18 protein-coding genes are annotated in these 15,833 nt (G+C 41.8%); 12 read left to right on the top strand and 6 right to left on the bottom strand.

What is annotated here, in order from left to right; translation table 11 throughout:
* The first annotated feature begins 10 nt into the window (after window positions 1-10).
* Window positions 11-655, top strand: coding sequence for a peroxiredoxin (locus BP74_RS05830; RefSeq protein WP_496372008.1), 645 nt, complete (start codon window positions 11-13; stop codon window positions 653-655).
* A gap of 51 nt (window positions 656-706) precedes the next feature.
* On the opposite strand, the gene BP74_RS05825 is transcribed toward BP74_RS05830, so the two are convergent.
* The 4 genes from BP74_RS05825 to rlmN form a co-directional block, all read right to left on the bottom strand.
* Window positions 707-1,441, bottom strand: coding sequence for an RluA family pseudouridine synthase (locus BP74_RS05825; protein ID WP_496372006.1), 735 nt, complete (start codon window positions 1,439-1,441; stop codon window positions 707-709).
* A gap of 62 nt (window positions 1,442-1,503) precedes the next feature.
* The gene (locus tag BP74_RS05820) at window positions 1,504-2,427 is read right to left on the bottom strand and encodes a pseudouridine synthase (RefSeq protein WP_496372004.1); all 924 of its coding nucleotides are present in this window, start codon (window positions 2,425-2,427) and stop codon (window positions 1,504-1,506) included.
* Window positions 2,428-2,500: 73 nt separating this feature from the next.
* Window positions 2,501-3,175, bottom strand: a complete 675-nt coding sequence (locus tag BP74_RS05815; protein ID WP_496372002.1) for a hypothetical protein — start codon at window positions 3,173-3,175, stop codon at window positions 2,501-2,503.
* 126 nt (window positions 3,176-3,301) lie between these two features.
* Window positions 3,302-4,348, bottom strand: coding sequence for a dual-specificity RNA methyltransferase RlmN (gene rlmN / locus BP74_RS05810; RefSeq protein ID WP_496372000.1), 1,047 nt, complete (start codon window positions 4,346-4,348; stop codon window positions 3,302-3,304).
* Between the two features lie 111 nt (window positions 4,349-4,459).
* Between rlmN and BP74_RS05805 the strand changes: the two genes are divergently transcribed.
* From BP74_RS05805 to BP74_RS05795, 3 genes are all read left to right on the top strand, one after another.
* Window positions 4,460-4,831, top strand: a complete 372-nt coding sequence (locus BP74_RS05805) for a hypothetical protein (protein ID WP_496371998.1) — start codon at window positions 4,460-4,462, stop codon at window positions 4,829-4,831.
* Window positions 4,832-4,923: 92 nt separating this feature from the next.
* The gene (locus tag BP74_RS05800) at window positions 4,924-6,129 is read left to right on the top strand and encodes an acetyl-CoA C-acyltransferase (protein ID WP_496371996.1); all 1,206 of its coding nucleotides are present in this window, start codon (window positions 4,924-4,926) and stop codon (window positions 6,127-6,129) included.
* 40 nt (window positions 6,130-6,169) lie between these two features.
* Window positions 6,170-6,646, top strand: coding sequence for a hypothetical protein (locus BP74_RS05795; protein WP_496371994.1), 477 nt, complete (start codon window positions 6,170-6,172; stop codon window positions 6,644-6,646).
* Here the strand turns inward: BP74_RS05795 and hisS are convergent.
* Window positions 6,635-8,038 carry a histidine--tRNA ligase gene (gene hisS, locus BP74_RS05790; RefSeq protein WP_496371992.1) on the bottom strand — a complete coding sequence of 468 codons (1,404 nt, stop codon included), beginning with the start codon at window positions 8,036-8,038 and terminating at the stop codon, window positions 6,635-6,637. The two genes, BP74_RS05795 and hisS, sit on opposite strands and share 12 nt — an antisense overlap.
* A gap of 30 nt (window positions 8,039-8,068) precedes the next feature.
* Entirely contained in the window at window positions 8,069-8,542 is a 474-nt protein-coding gene (locus BP74_RS05785; protein WP_496371990.1) for a low molecular weight protein-tyrosine-phosphatase, read from the bottom strand.
* A 389-nt stretch (window positions 8,543-8,931) separates the two neighbouring features.
* On the opposite strand from BP74_RS05785, the gene BP74_RS05780 reads away from it, so the two are divergent.
* The 8 genes from BP74_RS05780 (at window position 8,932) to BP74_RS05745 (ending at window position 15,806) form a co-directional block, all read left to right on the top strand.
* On the top strand, window positions 8,932-9,729 hold the full coding sequence (locus tag BP74_RS05780) for an energy transducer TonB (protein ID WP_496371988.1): 798 nt from the start codon (window positions 8,932-8,934) through the stop codon (window positions 9,727-9,729).
* A 32-nt stretch (window positions 9,730-9,761) separates the two neighbouring features.
* The gene (locus BP74_RS05775) at window positions 9,762-10,001 is read left to right on the top strand and encodes a hypothetical protein (protein ID WP_496371986.1); all 240 of its coding nucleotides are present in this window, start codon (window positions 9,762-9,764) and stop codon (window positions 9,999-10,001) included.
* A complete protein-coding gene (locus BP74_RS05770) occupies window positions 9,998-10,918 on the top strand; it encodes a PstS family phosphate ABC transporter substrate-binding protein (RefSeq protein WP_496371984.1) in 921 nt (306 codons plus the stop codon). Before BP74_RS05775 ends, BP74_RS05770 begins: the two co-directional genes overlap by 4 nt.
* A 60-nt stretch (window positions 10,919-10,978) precedes the next feature.
* Entirely contained in the window at window positions 10,979-12,703 is a 1,725-nt protein-coding gene (locus BP74_RS05765; protein ID WP_496371982.1) for a tetratricopeptide repeat protein, read from the top strand.
* 122 nt (window positions 12,704-12,825) lie between these two features.
* Complete coding sequence (locus BP74_RS05760; RefSeq protein ID WP_496371980.1) at window positions 12,826-13,236, top strand: NADH-quinone oxidoreductase subunit A; 411 nt, start codon at window positions 12,826-12,828, stop codon at window positions 13,234-13,236.
* 66 nt (window positions 13,237-13,302) lie between these two features.
* The gene (locus BP74_RS05755; RefSeq protein ID WP_496371978.1) at window positions 13,303-13,887 is read left to right on the top strand and encodes an NADH-quinone oxidoreductase subunit B; all 585 of its coding nucleotides are present in this window, start codon (window positions 13,303-13,305) and stop codon (window positions 13,885-13,887) included.
* 48 nt (window positions 13,888-13,935) lie between these two features.
* Window positions 13,936-14,511, top strand: a complete 576-nt coding sequence (locus tag BP74_RS05750) for an NADH-quinone oxidoreductase subunit C (protein ID WP_496371976.1) — start codon at window positions 13,936-13,938, stop codon at window positions 14,509-14,511.
* A gap of 65 nt (window positions 14,512-14,576) precedes the next feature.
* Entirely contained in the window at window positions 14,577-15,806 is a 1,230-nt protein-coding gene (locus tag BP74_RS05745) for an NADH-quinone oxidoreductase subunit D (protein ID WP_496371974.1), read from the top strand.
* The last annotated feature ends 27 nt before the right edge of the window (window positions 15,807-15,833 follow it).

Below are 15,833 nucleotides of genomic sequence, written 5' to 3'. Positions count from 1 at the left end.
TTTAATTTTTATGAGCTTACATCTTGGAGACAAAGCCCCCAACTTCAAAGCATCCACAACAGAAGGAGACATTGATTTTTATGAATACCTTGGTGATAGCTGGGGTGTACTATTCTCTCACCCTGCCGACTATACGCCGGTGTGCACTACAGAATTGGGTAGAACCGCGCTATTAAAAGAAGAATTTGCAAAGCGTAATGTCAAGGTACTTGCCGTTAGTGTTGATCCATTGGATAAACACAAAGGTTGGGTCAATGATATCAATGAAACACAGAATTGCCATGTTGATTTCCCCATCATTGCTGATGAGAACAGGGAAGTGGCCACTTTATATGACATGATCCATCCCAATGCCTCAGCAACAGCTACGGTACGCTCATTGTTTGTGATAGGGCCTGATAAAACCATCAAATTAACCATCACTTACCCGGCATCAACAGGAAGAAATTTCCATGAAGTGCTTCGTGTTATCGATTCATTACAGCTAACAGCCAATCACAGTGTGGCAACACCTGCTAACTGGGAGCGTGGTGAAGATGTAATTGTAGTGCCTTCTATTTCCACAGAGGATGCGATCAAAAAATTCCCTAAGGGAGTGAGGGAAGTAAAGCCTTATTTAAGATATACACCTGTGCCTGAAGGTGATAAAAAATAATATAAAAAAAAGTAAAGAGTCTTCCTGGTGGGAGGCTCTTTTTTTATCCTCTTATTTTCTTCGCTCTGACCACTTTGTCAATTGTTGCAGAATAGCTCTCAGGTCTTTGGGCAGTGGAGCTTCCAGGTGGTAATTCTTTCCCTGCATGCCTGTAAAACTTAATTGTGCTGAATGCAGGGCCAAACGATTTAGTAAGGGCCGTTCTTCATCCATGGATTGAGATAGTTTATAATTGGATTTAAGCTGGGAAATAAATACAGGTTTTCCATCTCCATACAGATCATCGCAAACAATAGGATGTCCCAGGTGTTTCATATGTACCCTTATCTGGTGTGTGCGACCAGTTAGAATCCGGAATTGCATCCAGGAAAAAATCCTGAAGGGCTGTAGCACTTCATACTCTGTTATGCTTTCCTTCCCTTTTTTATAGACGGTCATCACTCCTTTTTTTGAAGGATGCTCTGAAATAGGCTCATTGATCATTCCACTATTATCTGATGGTACTCCCAATACGAGGCCATTATAGATCTTGTTTGTTTCTCTTGATTCAAATTGCTGGGAAAGATGTTTATGTGAGACTTCATTTTTGGCAAAAACCACTACACCGCTTGTGCCTTTGTCTAAACGGTGAACGGTATATATGTCACCATATTTGTTCTTTAATATTTGCTTCAGTGAAATATCTTTTCCTTCCCTGTCTGGAATGGTCAATAGGCCTGATGGTTTGTTAATGGCTACCAGGTCATCATCTTCGGAAATAATATAGTCATCGATCTTGATCGTCATGTGCACGTGTTTGAAAGCATAAATAAGGGAATGTAAATATTGCCAGCTATTGCAGGTAGCCGTTATTTTCCTTTCTTAAAATACTTGAGGTCTCTCACTTCTTTTTCAGAAAGAAAACGCCATTTGCCCCGCTCAACATTCTTTTTGGTAAGACCGGCAAAGATGACACGGTCAAGATTTTTGACATCATAACCATAATGCTCGAAAATCCTTCGAACTATGCGGTTGCGGCCACTATGAATTTCTATCCCCACCTGTGTTTTATCTGCATTGTCTGTGAAAGCTAAAACATCAACATTGGCTATCCCGTCCTCCAGGGGCACACCTTTTAATATGGCATCAAAATGCGCCTTTGTTAAGGGTTTATCCAATGTTACTGCATATAGTTTTTTTACTTCATTACTGGGGTGTGTCAGCTTTTGTGTGAGTTCCCCGTCATTAGTTAAAAGGAGTACACCGGAAGTGTTCCTGTCCAGCCGGCCAACGGGATACACTTTTTCTTTTGTAGCATTTTTGATAAGGTCAAGAACGGTTTTTCGTCCCTTTTCATCTTCTGTGGTAGTAATATAATCCTTGGGTTTGTTGATCAGGATATACACCAGGTCTTTTACAGGGAACAACTTTTTTCCATTAAAGTTTACCGTATCGGTGGGAGAAATTTTAAATCCTGGTTCTGTAACAATGGTCCCGTTCACCTTCACCTTACCGTTCTTAATGATATCTACAGCATCACGGCGGGAACAGACACCACTATGGGCGATAAATTTATTCAGGGGCATCTTTTCTTCCACTGGCCGGGTAATGACAGGTTTTTTGCCAACTTTCTCCCCGGAAACAACTTCAGTTCTTCCTTCAGCTCTTTTCTTTTCAAAATATTCCTTCCTTTCTTTGGTCAGTTTCTTTTTTTCCTGTCTGAATTGCTCCTTTTTGGCAGCTCCTGACTTCTCTTTGGACATGAATTTTTCGAACCCTGATTTTTTCTTCATGGTGCAAAAATAGAAAAGACCGTGCAGCACACGGTCTTTTGTTTCCAATAGGCTGAGATACTTATCTCAATAATTATTTGGTATTTCTTTCAGAATGTCCTTTCCTCATGGATTTCATTTTATCCATCTGTTCAGGAGTAAGCACAGTTTTCATTTTCTCCATCTGGGCTTTTCTTAACTCCTGCATCTTTTCTTTCTTTTGATCTTTAGACAGGCTGTTATCATCACGCAGGGCCTGGAACTGGCTGGAATATTCAGCCCTGATCTTTGTCATTTGCTCTTGTTGACTGGATGTCAGGCCAAGCTCTTTGCTAAAATCACCCTTTTTATTAAACCTTCCTTTATCTCCCATACGTGTACTGTCACCATTGTGACGAAACTTACCATCTTGCTGGAAGTTGCTATTTTTCCTAGAAGCCATTCTTTCTTCCTTCATTTTGGCAAACTGTTGTTTTTGATCTGCCGTCAGGATTGACTCCATCTGGGCCTGGTATTTCTCATGAATGGCCTTCCTTTGATCTTTGTTTTCATTCTTTTCGCTCTTTAAGGCCTGCATTTCCTTTTTCTCAGCTTCATGAAGGGTTTTGAGTTTTGCTTTCTGATCTGCAGTAAGATTCAATTCCTTGAAACCTTCTCCTTTGTGCTCTTTTTTGTCGTGTTTTTTGCCTTCAGGAGCCGTGGTGTTTTGCGCCTGTGCTGCGCCAATTGTTAATGCTATAACAAGCGCTGAGGTGATAATTTTTTTCATATTTCCTGGTTCTTTTATTTGTTGTTATATAAGAGACCGGGGAATGAAATAGTAGTTTAAACCCTTAAGGTTAATTAAGGTTAGAAGCTGGCATAAAAGGAGAGTAGTGTATTTCTCGGATCGGTACTAATTTTTATTAGCCAGCTGGCCACAGGCAGCATCGATATCCTTACCACGGCTACGACGTAACCGGGCATTCACTTTATGCTTACCCAGGTATTCCATAAATGCTTCCACTTTTGACTCTTCAGGTTTTTCAAATTTAGCTGCATCGATAGGGTTGTACTCTATCAGGTTAATAAGGTCAGCAGGCACCCGGCGGTAAAGCTTTATCAGTTCATCCGCATCCTTAAGGGAGTCATTAAAATCTTTAAAAAGGATATATTCAAAAGTAATTTCATTCTTGGTCTGGGCATAAAAATGATTCAAAGCCTCTACCAGTGATTGTATGTTATTACTGTCATTGATGGGCATGATATCATGCCGTTTCTTATCATTAGCGGCATGCAGGGACAAAGCCAGCTTGAACTTAACCTTATCATCTCCCAATTGTTTAATCTGCTTGGCTACGCCTGCAGTAGATACGGTAATACGTTTTGGGCTCATGCCAAGCCCATCGGGAGAGGTTATACGTTCGATTGCTTTTAGAACATTCTTATAATTCAGCAATGGTTCACCCATGCCCATAAATACGATATTGCTGAGTTTTTTATCATATACCCTTTCACATTGCTGGTTTAGGAGTACCACTTCATCATAGATCTCGTCAAAATCCAGGTTTCGCTTTCTTTCTATATAACCAGTTGCACAGAATTTACAACTCAGGGAACAACCTATCTGGGAAGAAACGCAGGCAGTATATCTATTGTCTGTAGGGATCAGTACCCCTTCGCAAAGGTGACCCTCATGGGTTTTAAAGCGTGACTTTACAGTTCCATCGGCGCTGTATTGCGAAGCATCAACCATTAGGGCAGGCAACGAAAAGTTCTCACCGAGTTTCTGGCGCAATTCCTTACTCAGGTTGGTCATATCGGCAAAAGAATGCGCATGTTTTTGCCAAAGCCATTCCCATACCTGGTGCGCCCTGAACTTCTTTTCTCCCATGGCAATGAAATAATTTTCCAGGTCAGTTAAACTGAGCTGTCGTATATTTTTACTGCCTTTTATCTTCATGGTTGCCATTTCAGCCATCGCGCAAAGATAGATTTATTGCCCTGATGGCTTTGTTAAAAGCCATGTTTGAAAACCTTCCTTTTGAGTATATTCACTTTTTAAATAACAACAATGAAATTAACCTCACTGCTACTGCTTTTATGTATTTCATATAGCTCTGTGTTTGCACAGGATTCCACACTTACCGAATACAAAGGATTGTATAAGTTCAGGGAAGGCAGTCCGACTCCTTCAGTGGATATTACCCTTGAAAATGGGGCATTGTATGCCAATTCAAGTATTGGCTCTGCATCTTTGAAATGGATAAGTAAGGACACTTTTAGTATCCCCGATCACAATGGCATGGCTTATTTCTACCGTAGTGACAAGGGAAAGGTGAACAGTATAAAAGTGGAGGTGGCAGACCTTGTTCTGGAAGGGGATAAGCAGGATCCTGCCCTGGCTATCAACAGGCGAAAAAGAGTTTACTACCTATCCAAATAGTTTCCAACCTCCCTTATAGTAAATTGCACCGCTAACGCGCAGGAATTTTATACAATTAATCCTGCCTGGTTGCTATTTTGAAACAGATGAATATGAGAGAAGTATTTGTTATTGATGCAGTAAGAACGCCAATTGGTAAATATGGCGGCGCTTTGAGTTCAGTCCGTCCCGACGATCTTTTGGCACTTATAATAAAGGAGTTATTGGCCAGGAACAGGACAATTGACCATTCAGCTATTGAAGATGTTATTGCAGGAGATGCCAACCAGGCTGGGGAGGATAACAGGAATGTGGCCCGAATGGCTGCTTTACTGGCAGGTTTGCCTGTTACAGTTGCTGGTACTACTGTAAATCGCTTGTGTGCCTCAGGTTTACAAGCTATTATGGATGGGGCCAGGCAGATAGCTTGTGAAGATGCTGAAATAATCATAGCCTGCGGGGTTGAAAGCATGAGCCGGGCACCCTTTGTTATGCCAAAATCCCAATCGCCGTTTGAAAGAAAAGCAGAGATATATGATACCACCCTGGGTTGGAGATTTATTAATGAGCAAATGAAAGATGCTTATTATCCATACAGTATGGGTGAAACAGGTGAAAATGTGGCTAAGAAATGGGGTATCACCCGCCAGCAGCAGGATGAGTTTGCATTAGCATCACAAGAGAAATATTTCTCAGCACTTGATAGGGGGACCTGGAGAGATGAAATCGTTCCTGTTGAGGTTAAAGGAGAGAAAGGCGTTACGCATTTTGTTGAAAATGATGAACATCCCCGGAAGACATCAATAGAAAAACTCAGCTCCTTAAAACCCGCCTTTGTAAAAGACGGCACCGTTACTGCTGGTAATGCCTCCGGTATCAATGATGGAGCTGCGGCATTATTGCTGGCAAGTCCGGAAGCCGTAAAAAAATATGAACTGAAGCCGATTGCAAAGATCATATCAATGGCTACTGCCGGGGTCGACCCGGCCATTATGGGAATTGGTCCGGTCCCTGCTACACAAAAAGCATTGAAAAGGGCAAGCCTTTCCATTGCCAATATGGAACTTATCGAATTAAATGAGGCTTTCGCCTCCCAGGCTTTGGCCTGTATTCACGACCTGGGCATTGACCCTGTCAGGGTCAATGTTAATGGAGGTTCCATAGCATTGGGTCATCCTTTAGGTTGCAGCGGCGTGCGTATATCCACTACGCTGCTTCATGAAATGAAAAGAAGAAGATCCAGGTATGGGTTGGCTACCATGTGCGTGGGTGTTGGCCAGGGGGCAGCAATTATATATGAATTGTGTTTATGCAAATAAAAAAGAGAGGCCTTAGTATAATTATTGAAGTAGGTTAGGAATGAAGGTTTGTTTAGCGCTCCTGTTACTTTGTTCTGTACTCAGTTCCTGCTTTTTATTTCCTAAATACAGGCGTAGCTCATTTACATACAATGATAACACCAACACTTATTCTATCCCGGTTATAATTCCCAAAGGGTTTACAAAAGAGAGAACCGAGGTGGATAGTTCAGGGAATACCATATTGACGTATAGTTATGGGCCGGAATTGTTTTATATGGCTTATATGTCAGATACATCTTCGTCTATACATGCCATAGATGAAACGATCAATATACCCAGGTTCTATGAGCCTACTGGTGCGTTGGTATATAAAGGAATGGATTCCATGCACCTGTACTGGAGGGAAGTTCGGCAGAATAAATTGCGCTCAGGTTACAGAAACGTTTCAGGTGAAATGGAAGCAAGATTTGATTCAGCCACCAATTACTTTATGGTACACCCGGCATCTCCCCAGGTGCAGAAATCACGTAAATGATAAGGAATGAATCTCACCAAATGGCACTGAACGTTGCTCTCCTGAACGCAGGTCCTTGAGCACCAGGGCTTTTTCCTCCATTTCTTTTGAACCTATAATAATGATATAAGGGATCTGCTTTTTTTCAGCATATTTGAATTGCTTATCAAATTTTGACTGCTCATGAAACAGCTCAGCAGCAATGCCTCTTTTCCTGAGTTCAGTCAATAACTCATACGCTTTATTACCTTCTTCAAGACCGGTGTTGAAAAACAAAACCCTGGTACCTTGTTCCACTTTGGACGGAAACAATTGAAGTTCCTCCATTACATCATAGATCCTGTCAACGCCAAAAGATATACCTACGCCGGGAATATTGGGCACACCAAATAATCCTGTCAGGTCATCATAGCGTCCACCACCACCAATAGATCCGATCTTCACAGTGGAGGGTGCCTTGGCTTCAAAGATGATCCCGGTATAATAATTTAATCCCCTGGCCAGCGTAAAATCAATGATCAATGAAGTAGAAATGTTATTCTCAACTAGCCCGGTTTTTAAACGTTGATCATTGATCATGGCTAAAATGAACTCGAGCTCACTAATGCCTTTTTTACCGTTTTCTGTATCCTGCAGCAATTCCTTAATGGAAGCTATTTTTGATTCATTGCTTCCATTGATGCTAAGGTATTTTTCAATTACCTGGACTTGTTCACGGGTTAAACCTCTTTCCAACAATTCTTCTTTTACTTTCTCCAGGCCTATCTTGTCCAGTTTATCTATCGCAATGGTAATATCAGTCAATTTATCAGCTCCACCACATACCTCGGCTAGTGCTGATAATATTTTCCTGGAGTTGATGCGCAATTCGCAGCCTTCAATGCCAAGACCGGAGAAAACATCTGTATATAGATTGACAAATTCCACTTCATTAAGCAATGAATTGCTGCCTACTACATCTGCATCACACTGGTAAAATTCACGGTACCTGCCTTTTTGCGGGCGGTCTGCACGCCATACAGGCTGCACCTGGTAGCGCTTGAAAGGAAAGGTAAGCTGGCCATGATTCATGGCTACGTACCTGGCAAAGGGAATAGTAAGGTCATATTTTAATGCCCTTTCGGTGATACCTTTGTTGTTCTTTCCTTTTAATATTTTTTCAAAATCCTCCCGGATCTGCTGTTCTTTAGCGGGATTGTCCAAACCATTATTTAATATCTTGAATATGAGCTTATCGCCTTCTTCGCCATATTTCCCCATCAGGGTATCCAGGTTTTCCATTGCTGGTGTTTCTATAGGAAGAAAACCATACAGCTCAAAAACCGATCGGATAGTATTGAAAATAAATGACCGCTTTCTCACTACATCTGGCTCAAAATCGCGGGTGCCCTGGGGAATGGAAGGTTTACTCATCTGGTGTCAAAAGTAAAAACTAATAATTGGTTATTTGGTTTGCATCATACCTGCATACTTTGCAATGATCTTATCGCAGGCTTTATCAATCAGTTGATACACTTCATGATATCCTGGCTCAGGACCATACCAGGGATCGGGAACTGAAGCGTTTTCACCCGGATAAAGTTCATTTAAGAACAGCTCCACTTTCGATTCATCAAACCGTTGTTTGGCAATGCGCCTGATATCATCAATCACATCATCTGCCATTGCATAGATCTTATCATATCGGTCAAGGTCCTCTTTTACAAACCTTCTTGCCCTTTGTTCGCAAATTTCAATGCCATTCAACCGGGCAACCTTTTGTGAAAGAGGATGAGGAGCCTCACCCACATGATAACCATTTGTACCTGCACTTTCCACTTGCCAGTCCAAACCCGCCTGGAGAGCTTTATGTTGAAGAATTCCCTCAGCTAAAGGGCTTCTGCAAATATTTCCTAAACACACCATCAATATTTTCATAGTTATCATTCAAGGGAGGCAAATTTAAGACTTTCCCTTTGCAGGTTTATTTTGAGAATCATTACTTGCCATGTTCTTTATGCGAACTATATATTTACTACATCACTAAAGTATAGTAATCCAGTACCATCCCCGATGTTTCCCCGTAGTATCCCCGTAGTATCCCCGTACCGGACCGGGGATACTACGGGGATTGAACAAAGACAATACGATTAACCAACGCTGTAACTATAAGGGAGCCTCGAAGAAAACCTGGCGTTGCTATAAAAGAAGTTGCCTGAAGAATTAGAATAACTGTTCATCAAAAGTTTTTCATTCAATTCTTATAATTGGTGATTAATAGTTATGGAAACATTTGGTTAAAGCATCTCAATTGTAAATTAATGAGTATGCAAGCATGGGAAATTTTAAGAGCCGATGTACTGGACATTCTCTTTGATAACCGCAATAAGCAATACGGCGCTTATGCACTTCGAAGGCACTATCCATCAAGATTGAAAATGGCCTTAGGACTTACTTTGAGCTCCAGTCTTTTCCTTGGTTTATTCTTTCGTAACGCGGGCACTTCAACCATCTATGAAGAGCCGGGCGAACATATTCTGAAGGTTATTGACATTGCACCATTGCCTGAACTGCCTAAGCCTCCTGAAGTACCGACCCTTCCAAAAAGGGCGCAATCCAGCTATTCAGATCAAATGAAGATGGTAAGTCAGCCTGATGAGAAAAGGATAATGAAAACCATAGAGGAGATCTCAATAAGCACAATTGGAGCAGATAATGTAGAAGGTCCAACTGATATTTCGCTTCCTAACCTGGGAGGTGGAACTGAGCAAACCGAAATGGTTACAACTCCGGCAAAATCTGGTGTCCCAGCCTTTGAAGCCAAAGATCAGCAACCAGAGTTTCCCGGTGGTGCATCGGCATGGATGAATTACCTGAACAGGAATCTTCAAACGCCCGCTGACCTGGAGCCGGGTGATAAGAAAACTGTATTGATCAAGTTTGTTGTAGATGCCGACGGATCGGTTACAGATTTTACGGTTGTCCGATCTGGTGGCTATACTTTTGATAATGAAGTAATAAGAGTATTAAGAAAAATGCCTAAGTGGAAACCTGCCATTCAAAATGGGCATCCGGTGACAGTTTCATTTACTCAGCCGGTAACATTTGTAGGACTTGAAGACTAAAAAGTTTTAAATTGCTCCACCCAATTAAAGGTATGATAGAAGAATTTCAGGAGGAACAAAGGAAAAGAGTTAGTCGCATGCGCTCCATTATGGATTATGCCATGGGAGCATTGATACTGTTGATAGGACTCTATTTTTGTTTGAATAAGATATTACAAATAAATGTCTTTAACAGGCAACCTTCATCAATGGATGTTTTTATCGGCATTGTATTTATTTTTTATGGTATCTGGAGAATTTACAGGGGCTACAAAAAGGATTATTATAGATGAATTGTAAGTGCAGGATGGCTATCCCTTTGTTATTACTCCTGGTCATTTTTTTCCAGGGATGTTCCAACAGATCCATGGAAAAAAAAGTGGACAAATTTGATAATGGGACCATTTACATTAGTTGTGACGAATCATTCAAGCCTGTTATTGATGCGGAAATAGATGTGTACCAGGCCAGTTATCCCAATGCCCATATCCTTGTTCAATATAAGCCAGAGGCAGACTGTCTCCGGGACTTTGGAGTAGATTCTATCAGGATGATCATTGCTACAAGAGGGTTTTCTGAAAAGGAAAGGCAGTTCATGATCGATTCATTAAAAGTGGGACCTGTCCAGGCCACAGTGGCGCATGATGCTATAGCTGTGATCATTCACCCGGAAGCGAAAGATTCTTTTTTTACTATGAACCGTATCCGCGACCTGGTGAGTGGAAATCTTAAAGAAAATTTAATTCCTGTCTTTGATGGACTTAAGGCTACGAGTACGGTTCGGTTTATGATTGATTCAGTGCTGAAAGGCAAGAGCCTTGGAAAAAATGTAGTTGCTGCTCAGAGCAGCGAAGGTGTGATAGATTATGTTTCCAAAACTCCGAATGCTGTAGGATTTATTGGTGTTAGTTGGGTGGGGAACAAAGAAGATTCGAGCCAGCAAAGCTTTTTGAAAAAGATCAAGTTGGCCCGTTTGGAAAGCACGGACAGTGCCAATGCATACGTATTACCTGTTCAATACCTTATTTATACTAAAAGCTATCCTATGGTACGTGATTTGGTATATGTACTTAGAGAACAGCAATATGGGCTTGGTGGGGCATTTGCTAATTTTTTAAAGAGTGACAGGGGGCAATTGATCTTCAGGCGTGCTTATCTTCAACCCGCAAAGAAGCCTTTTTATGTGCGCCGAGCGGAGTTAAAGGACTAACATTAACAACTAGTAAGTAAACGAAACTGAATAATTTTAAATCTAAAAAGAAAACGAAAAATGAAGAAATCGGCAATTGTTTTAGTTTTTGCAATGGCTCTCTCCTTTGTAGTCCGGGCTCAGAGTATCCAGGAAGGAGTTAACAATTATTATGCAGAGCGTTATGGAAGCGCCAAATCAATCTTTGATAAATTGCTTGCTTCCAATCCAAATAATATAGAAGCTACCTACTGGTTGGGTCAAACTTACCTGGCGCAGGAAAATGTTACTGCTGCTAAAAGCTTATATGAAAAAGCACTGGCTTCCAATGGCAATGCTCCTTTATTTCTTGTAGGTATGGGACATGTTGAATTAGTGGAAGGTAATAAGGCTGGAGCCCGTCAACATTTTGAGCAGGCCATCACAGCCAGCAAAGGCAGAAAAGGCAGCGATCCTGTAGTTTTAACTGCAATCGGGCGCGCCAACGTCGATGCATACAGCGATGCTAAAAAATCAGGTGATCTTGATTATGCCATTGCCAAATTGAATGAAGCTGCACAAATTGCGCCTTCCAATCCAGAGGTATTCCTGGTACTTGGTAATGCTTACCGTAAGAAACATCTTGGAGGTGAAGCTGTCCAGGCTTACCGTAAAGCAACCAATTTTGCGCCTGCTATTTACAGGACCGCAATGTTGTACCAAACCCAGTCTCAACCTGGGCAAGGATATTCGGATATAGTTTTGGAAAACCTGAATAATGCCATTTCAGTTGATCCCCGTTTTGCACCAGCATACGAGCAACTATATTATTATAACCTGTTATACAAAAAAGATTTTGCTACTGCCGAGAGCTTCGCTACAAAATATATAACCAATTCTGATCCCAGTGTAGAAAATGATTACCTGAAAGCCCAGACTGATTTTGTTCAGAAGAAGTTTTCAGATGCCGTCAACATTGGTAAGAACATTATTTCACAAAGTAATAATAACGCTAAGCCCAGGGTGTACCGCCTGATGGGATATAGCTACCTGGAATTGAAGGACACTACAACTGCCTGCCAGTTTGTAAACGATTTCTTCAAGCATGCAAAGGATGAAGATATTATTGGCGAAGATTATTTGTTGCATGCTACAGCTTGTGGTAAGAATGATCCTGAAGTAATCAGGACGGATGTATACAAAGCCGTTCAGATAGACAGCGTTCTTTCCAGGCAAATTGGTTTGCTTACTAATGCTGCCCGTGATGCCAAGAACAATAACCAGCGTGTGCTGGAAGCTGAATTGAACAGGCTTTCCTTTGACCTGAGAAAACCGGAACAAAGAAATCCTACAGAGTTGATCAACGGTGTGGCATTACCTTACTTTTTTGGGGGAGCTTATCAAAAAGCTGACAGTGCGGCAAAGGCGTACATTGCTATTGCACCTGACAGCATCTGGGGTCACTACTGGAGTGCCCTTTCCCTTGCAGCTATTGACACCAGCATGCAACAGGGACTGGCAATGCCAGAATATCAAAAAGTTCTGGATATTTCAGCAACTGATAAAGTACGTTTCAAAAGCCAGGGTGTAAGAGCTGCTCAAACACTGGCTATCTACAGCTTCAATATTAAAAACGATAAGGCTGCTGCCGCCACATATGTTCAGAAAGGCCTTGAATTTGATCCAACAAATGCCAATCTGAAAAATATTGAAGGGGTATTGAATGCCAAACCTGCTGCACCACCTAAATCTAATAGCGGGTCAGGGCAAGGCACTACTAAAGAAAAAACGAAGACCACAACTTCCAAGGTGAAGAAAAAAGGATAATCCTGATAAACATAATGAAAAAGCCTCCAACCGGAGGCTTTTTCAATTGATAAAGCTCATATAAATAATAACGTAAAGATTGATGGTTGTGGCTTATTTTTGCCTGCCCATTTGAAAAACTTATGTTCCATCTTCTTCAAACAAACGTAACCCAGGCGGTTAGAGATGTAAGCAGTGCAGGAAGCTATTTTCCAGTAGGTATACAATTGTTATTTGTGGTAGGAATGATCGGTACTCTTATGGTAGTTACCCATCTTTTGGGCCCTAAAAGACACACTTCAGACAAGCTGCAAACCTTTGCCAGCGGTATTCAAAGTCATGGTGATGCACGCCAGCCTATGGCCATTAAATACTTCCTTGTAGCCATCCTGTTTGTTCTTTTTGATGTGGAAGTGATCTTTTTCTATCCTTACGCTGTTAATTTCAGGGGGTTAGGTTGGAGCGGTTTTTGGGCTGTCTTAATGTTTGTGGCCTTTTTCCTTTGTGGATTTATCTATATTGTCAAAAAAGGAGCACTGAATTGGGAAGACTAATATTTAATATCAAAGCGGGCTGCTTAGCCGGGAAATATTAAATAGAACAATTAAATCTGAATTATTATGGCACGTCCGGTTTCATATAATATTAAACAAAAGCCACTGGAAAGTGATATCAGCCTTGTTGATATGCCAGAGGGATACGAGGGAGAAGGTTTTTTTGCCTCCAAATTGAGTGATGTGGTAGGACTGGCCCGGAAGAATTCTATCTGGCCCCTGCCTTTTGCCACTTCATGTTGTGGTATTGAGTTCATGGCCACCATGGCCTCTCACTACGATCTTGCACGATTTGGATCAGAAAGAGTAGGGTTTTCGCCCCGCCAGTGTGACTTGTTAATGGTAATGGGCACTATCGCAAAAAAGATGGCGCCTGTAGTAAAGCAGGTTTACCTGCAAATGGCTGAACCACGTTGGGTAATGGCAGTAGGTGCCTGTGCCTGCAGCGGGGGTATATTTGACAGCTATAGTGTGCTGCAAGGTATTGACCAGGTAGTTCCGGTGGATGTATATGTACCTGGCTGTCCTCCAAGACCTGAAGCTATTTTAGACGGATTTATGAAAGTGCAGGACCTTGTGGGCAAGGAAGAGCTTCGCCGCCGCAATAGTGAACATTATAAAAAACTATTAGAAAGCTACGGAATTCAATAAATACGCTAAGACGCAGCCAACCTGGGTTTTAGCTGGAGTTAGAAAACTATGTCTTTATCGAACGACCTAATTAAACAACGACTAACTGAAAAATTTGGTGACCAGGTCACTAATGTTGAAGAGCCTTATGGTATGCTCACCTTCGAGGTTCCCAAGGACCTGAATCTAAAGGTGCTTCAATTTCTATACGATGATGAGGAATTAAAATTCCGGTTTCTCACTGACCTTACCGTTGTTCATTATCCTGCCTATAAAGGAAGAGAACTGGCAGTGGTGTACCACCTTCATAACCTGGTTGATAATTGCCGTATCCGCTTTAAAGTATTTGCAGATGTCAATAAGCCAGACGTATTTAGTGCTGTCAATATTTATTCTTCGGCCAACTGGCAGGAAAGAGAAGCTTATGATTTCTATGGGGTCAACTTTGTAGGTCACCCCAACCTGATACGGATCCAAAATGTGGAAGAAATGGATTACTTCCCCCAGCGCAAAGAATTTCCACTGGAAGACCAGACAAGGGTGGATAAGGATGATGAAATGTTTGGCAGGGGAGGAAGTTTTGATTTTGGTAACAGGCAGGCAGATGGTTCGCCGGCAACCATTAGCGAAGCTGAGAAGAAATGATTTTGAACAGGGCAGAAACATTTTTAAGAACTCCCTAAGGGGAATAAAGCTGACTAATAAATTTCATGTCTACGACCGATAAACATATCACACTTTCTGAAGGAAGTATTGAAACCAAAACTACCAAACTAAACCTGGGTCCAACCCACCCGGCTACGCATGGTGTGTTTCAAAACATCCTTGAACTGGATGGCGAACGAATTGTTTCGGCTGAACAAACCATCGGGTACATTCACCGCGCATTTGAAAAGATAGCTGAACGTCGACCACTTTACCAGATCACCCCTCTCACAGACAGGTTAAACTATTGTTCTGCCCCAATAAATAATATGGGCTGGCACTTAACCTGTGAAAAATTATTGGGTATTCAGCTGCCGAAAAGGGTTGACTACTTAAGGGTGATCATCATGGAACTGGCCCGAATTGCCGATCATTTGATCTGTAATTCTATCGTTGGGGTAGATACCGGTGCTTATACCGGCTTTCTGTACGTGATGCAATACCGTGAGTTGATCTATGAGATATGGGAAGAAGTGTGTGGTTCCAGGTTGACAACAAACATTGGACGTATTGGTGGATTTGAAAGGGATTTCAATGATATCGCCTTCACTAAACTTGAAAGATTCCTGAAGGAATATCCTGATGTACTGACTGAATTTGAAAACCTCTTTGCCCGCAATCGTATTTTCATGGAGCGTACCATTGGCGCCGGACCTATCAGCGCTGAACGTGCCTTAAACTATGGATTTACCGGGCCTAACCTTAGGGCTGCAGGTGTGGATTATGATGTGCGGGTACATACGCCATATAGCTCCTACCAGGATTTTGATTTTACCATTCCTACAGGCACCACTGGTGACTGTTATGACCGCTTCCTGGTAAGAAACCAGGAAATGCGTGAATCCTTGAAAATTATTGAACAGGCCTATAGAAAGATCCAGGACTTCAAAGGTGAGGAAGCTACCATTTTCCATGCCGATGTTCCTGAATATTACCTGCCTGAGAAAAAGGATGTGTATACGAAGATGGAAGCCCTGATCTATCATTTCAAGATCATTATGGGCGAAACAAACATTCCTCCGGGTGAGGTTTATAACAGTGTGGAAGGTGCCAATGGTGAACTTGGTTTTTATTTGATCAGTGATGGTGGAAGGTCGCCTTACCGTTTACACTTCCGCAGGCCATGTTTCATTTACTACCAGGCATTTGAAGAACTGACCAAAGGTAGCATGCTGAGTGATGCCATCATTGTCATGTCTTCATTGAACCTGATAGCAGGGGAAATGGATGGTTAATTAGTCAATCATTTGAATGCATTACAG

This window comes from Flavisolibacter ginsengiterrae DSM 18136 (genome assembly GCF_059568575.1).
This window is presented reverse-complemented; position numbering and strand designations above follow the sequence as displayed.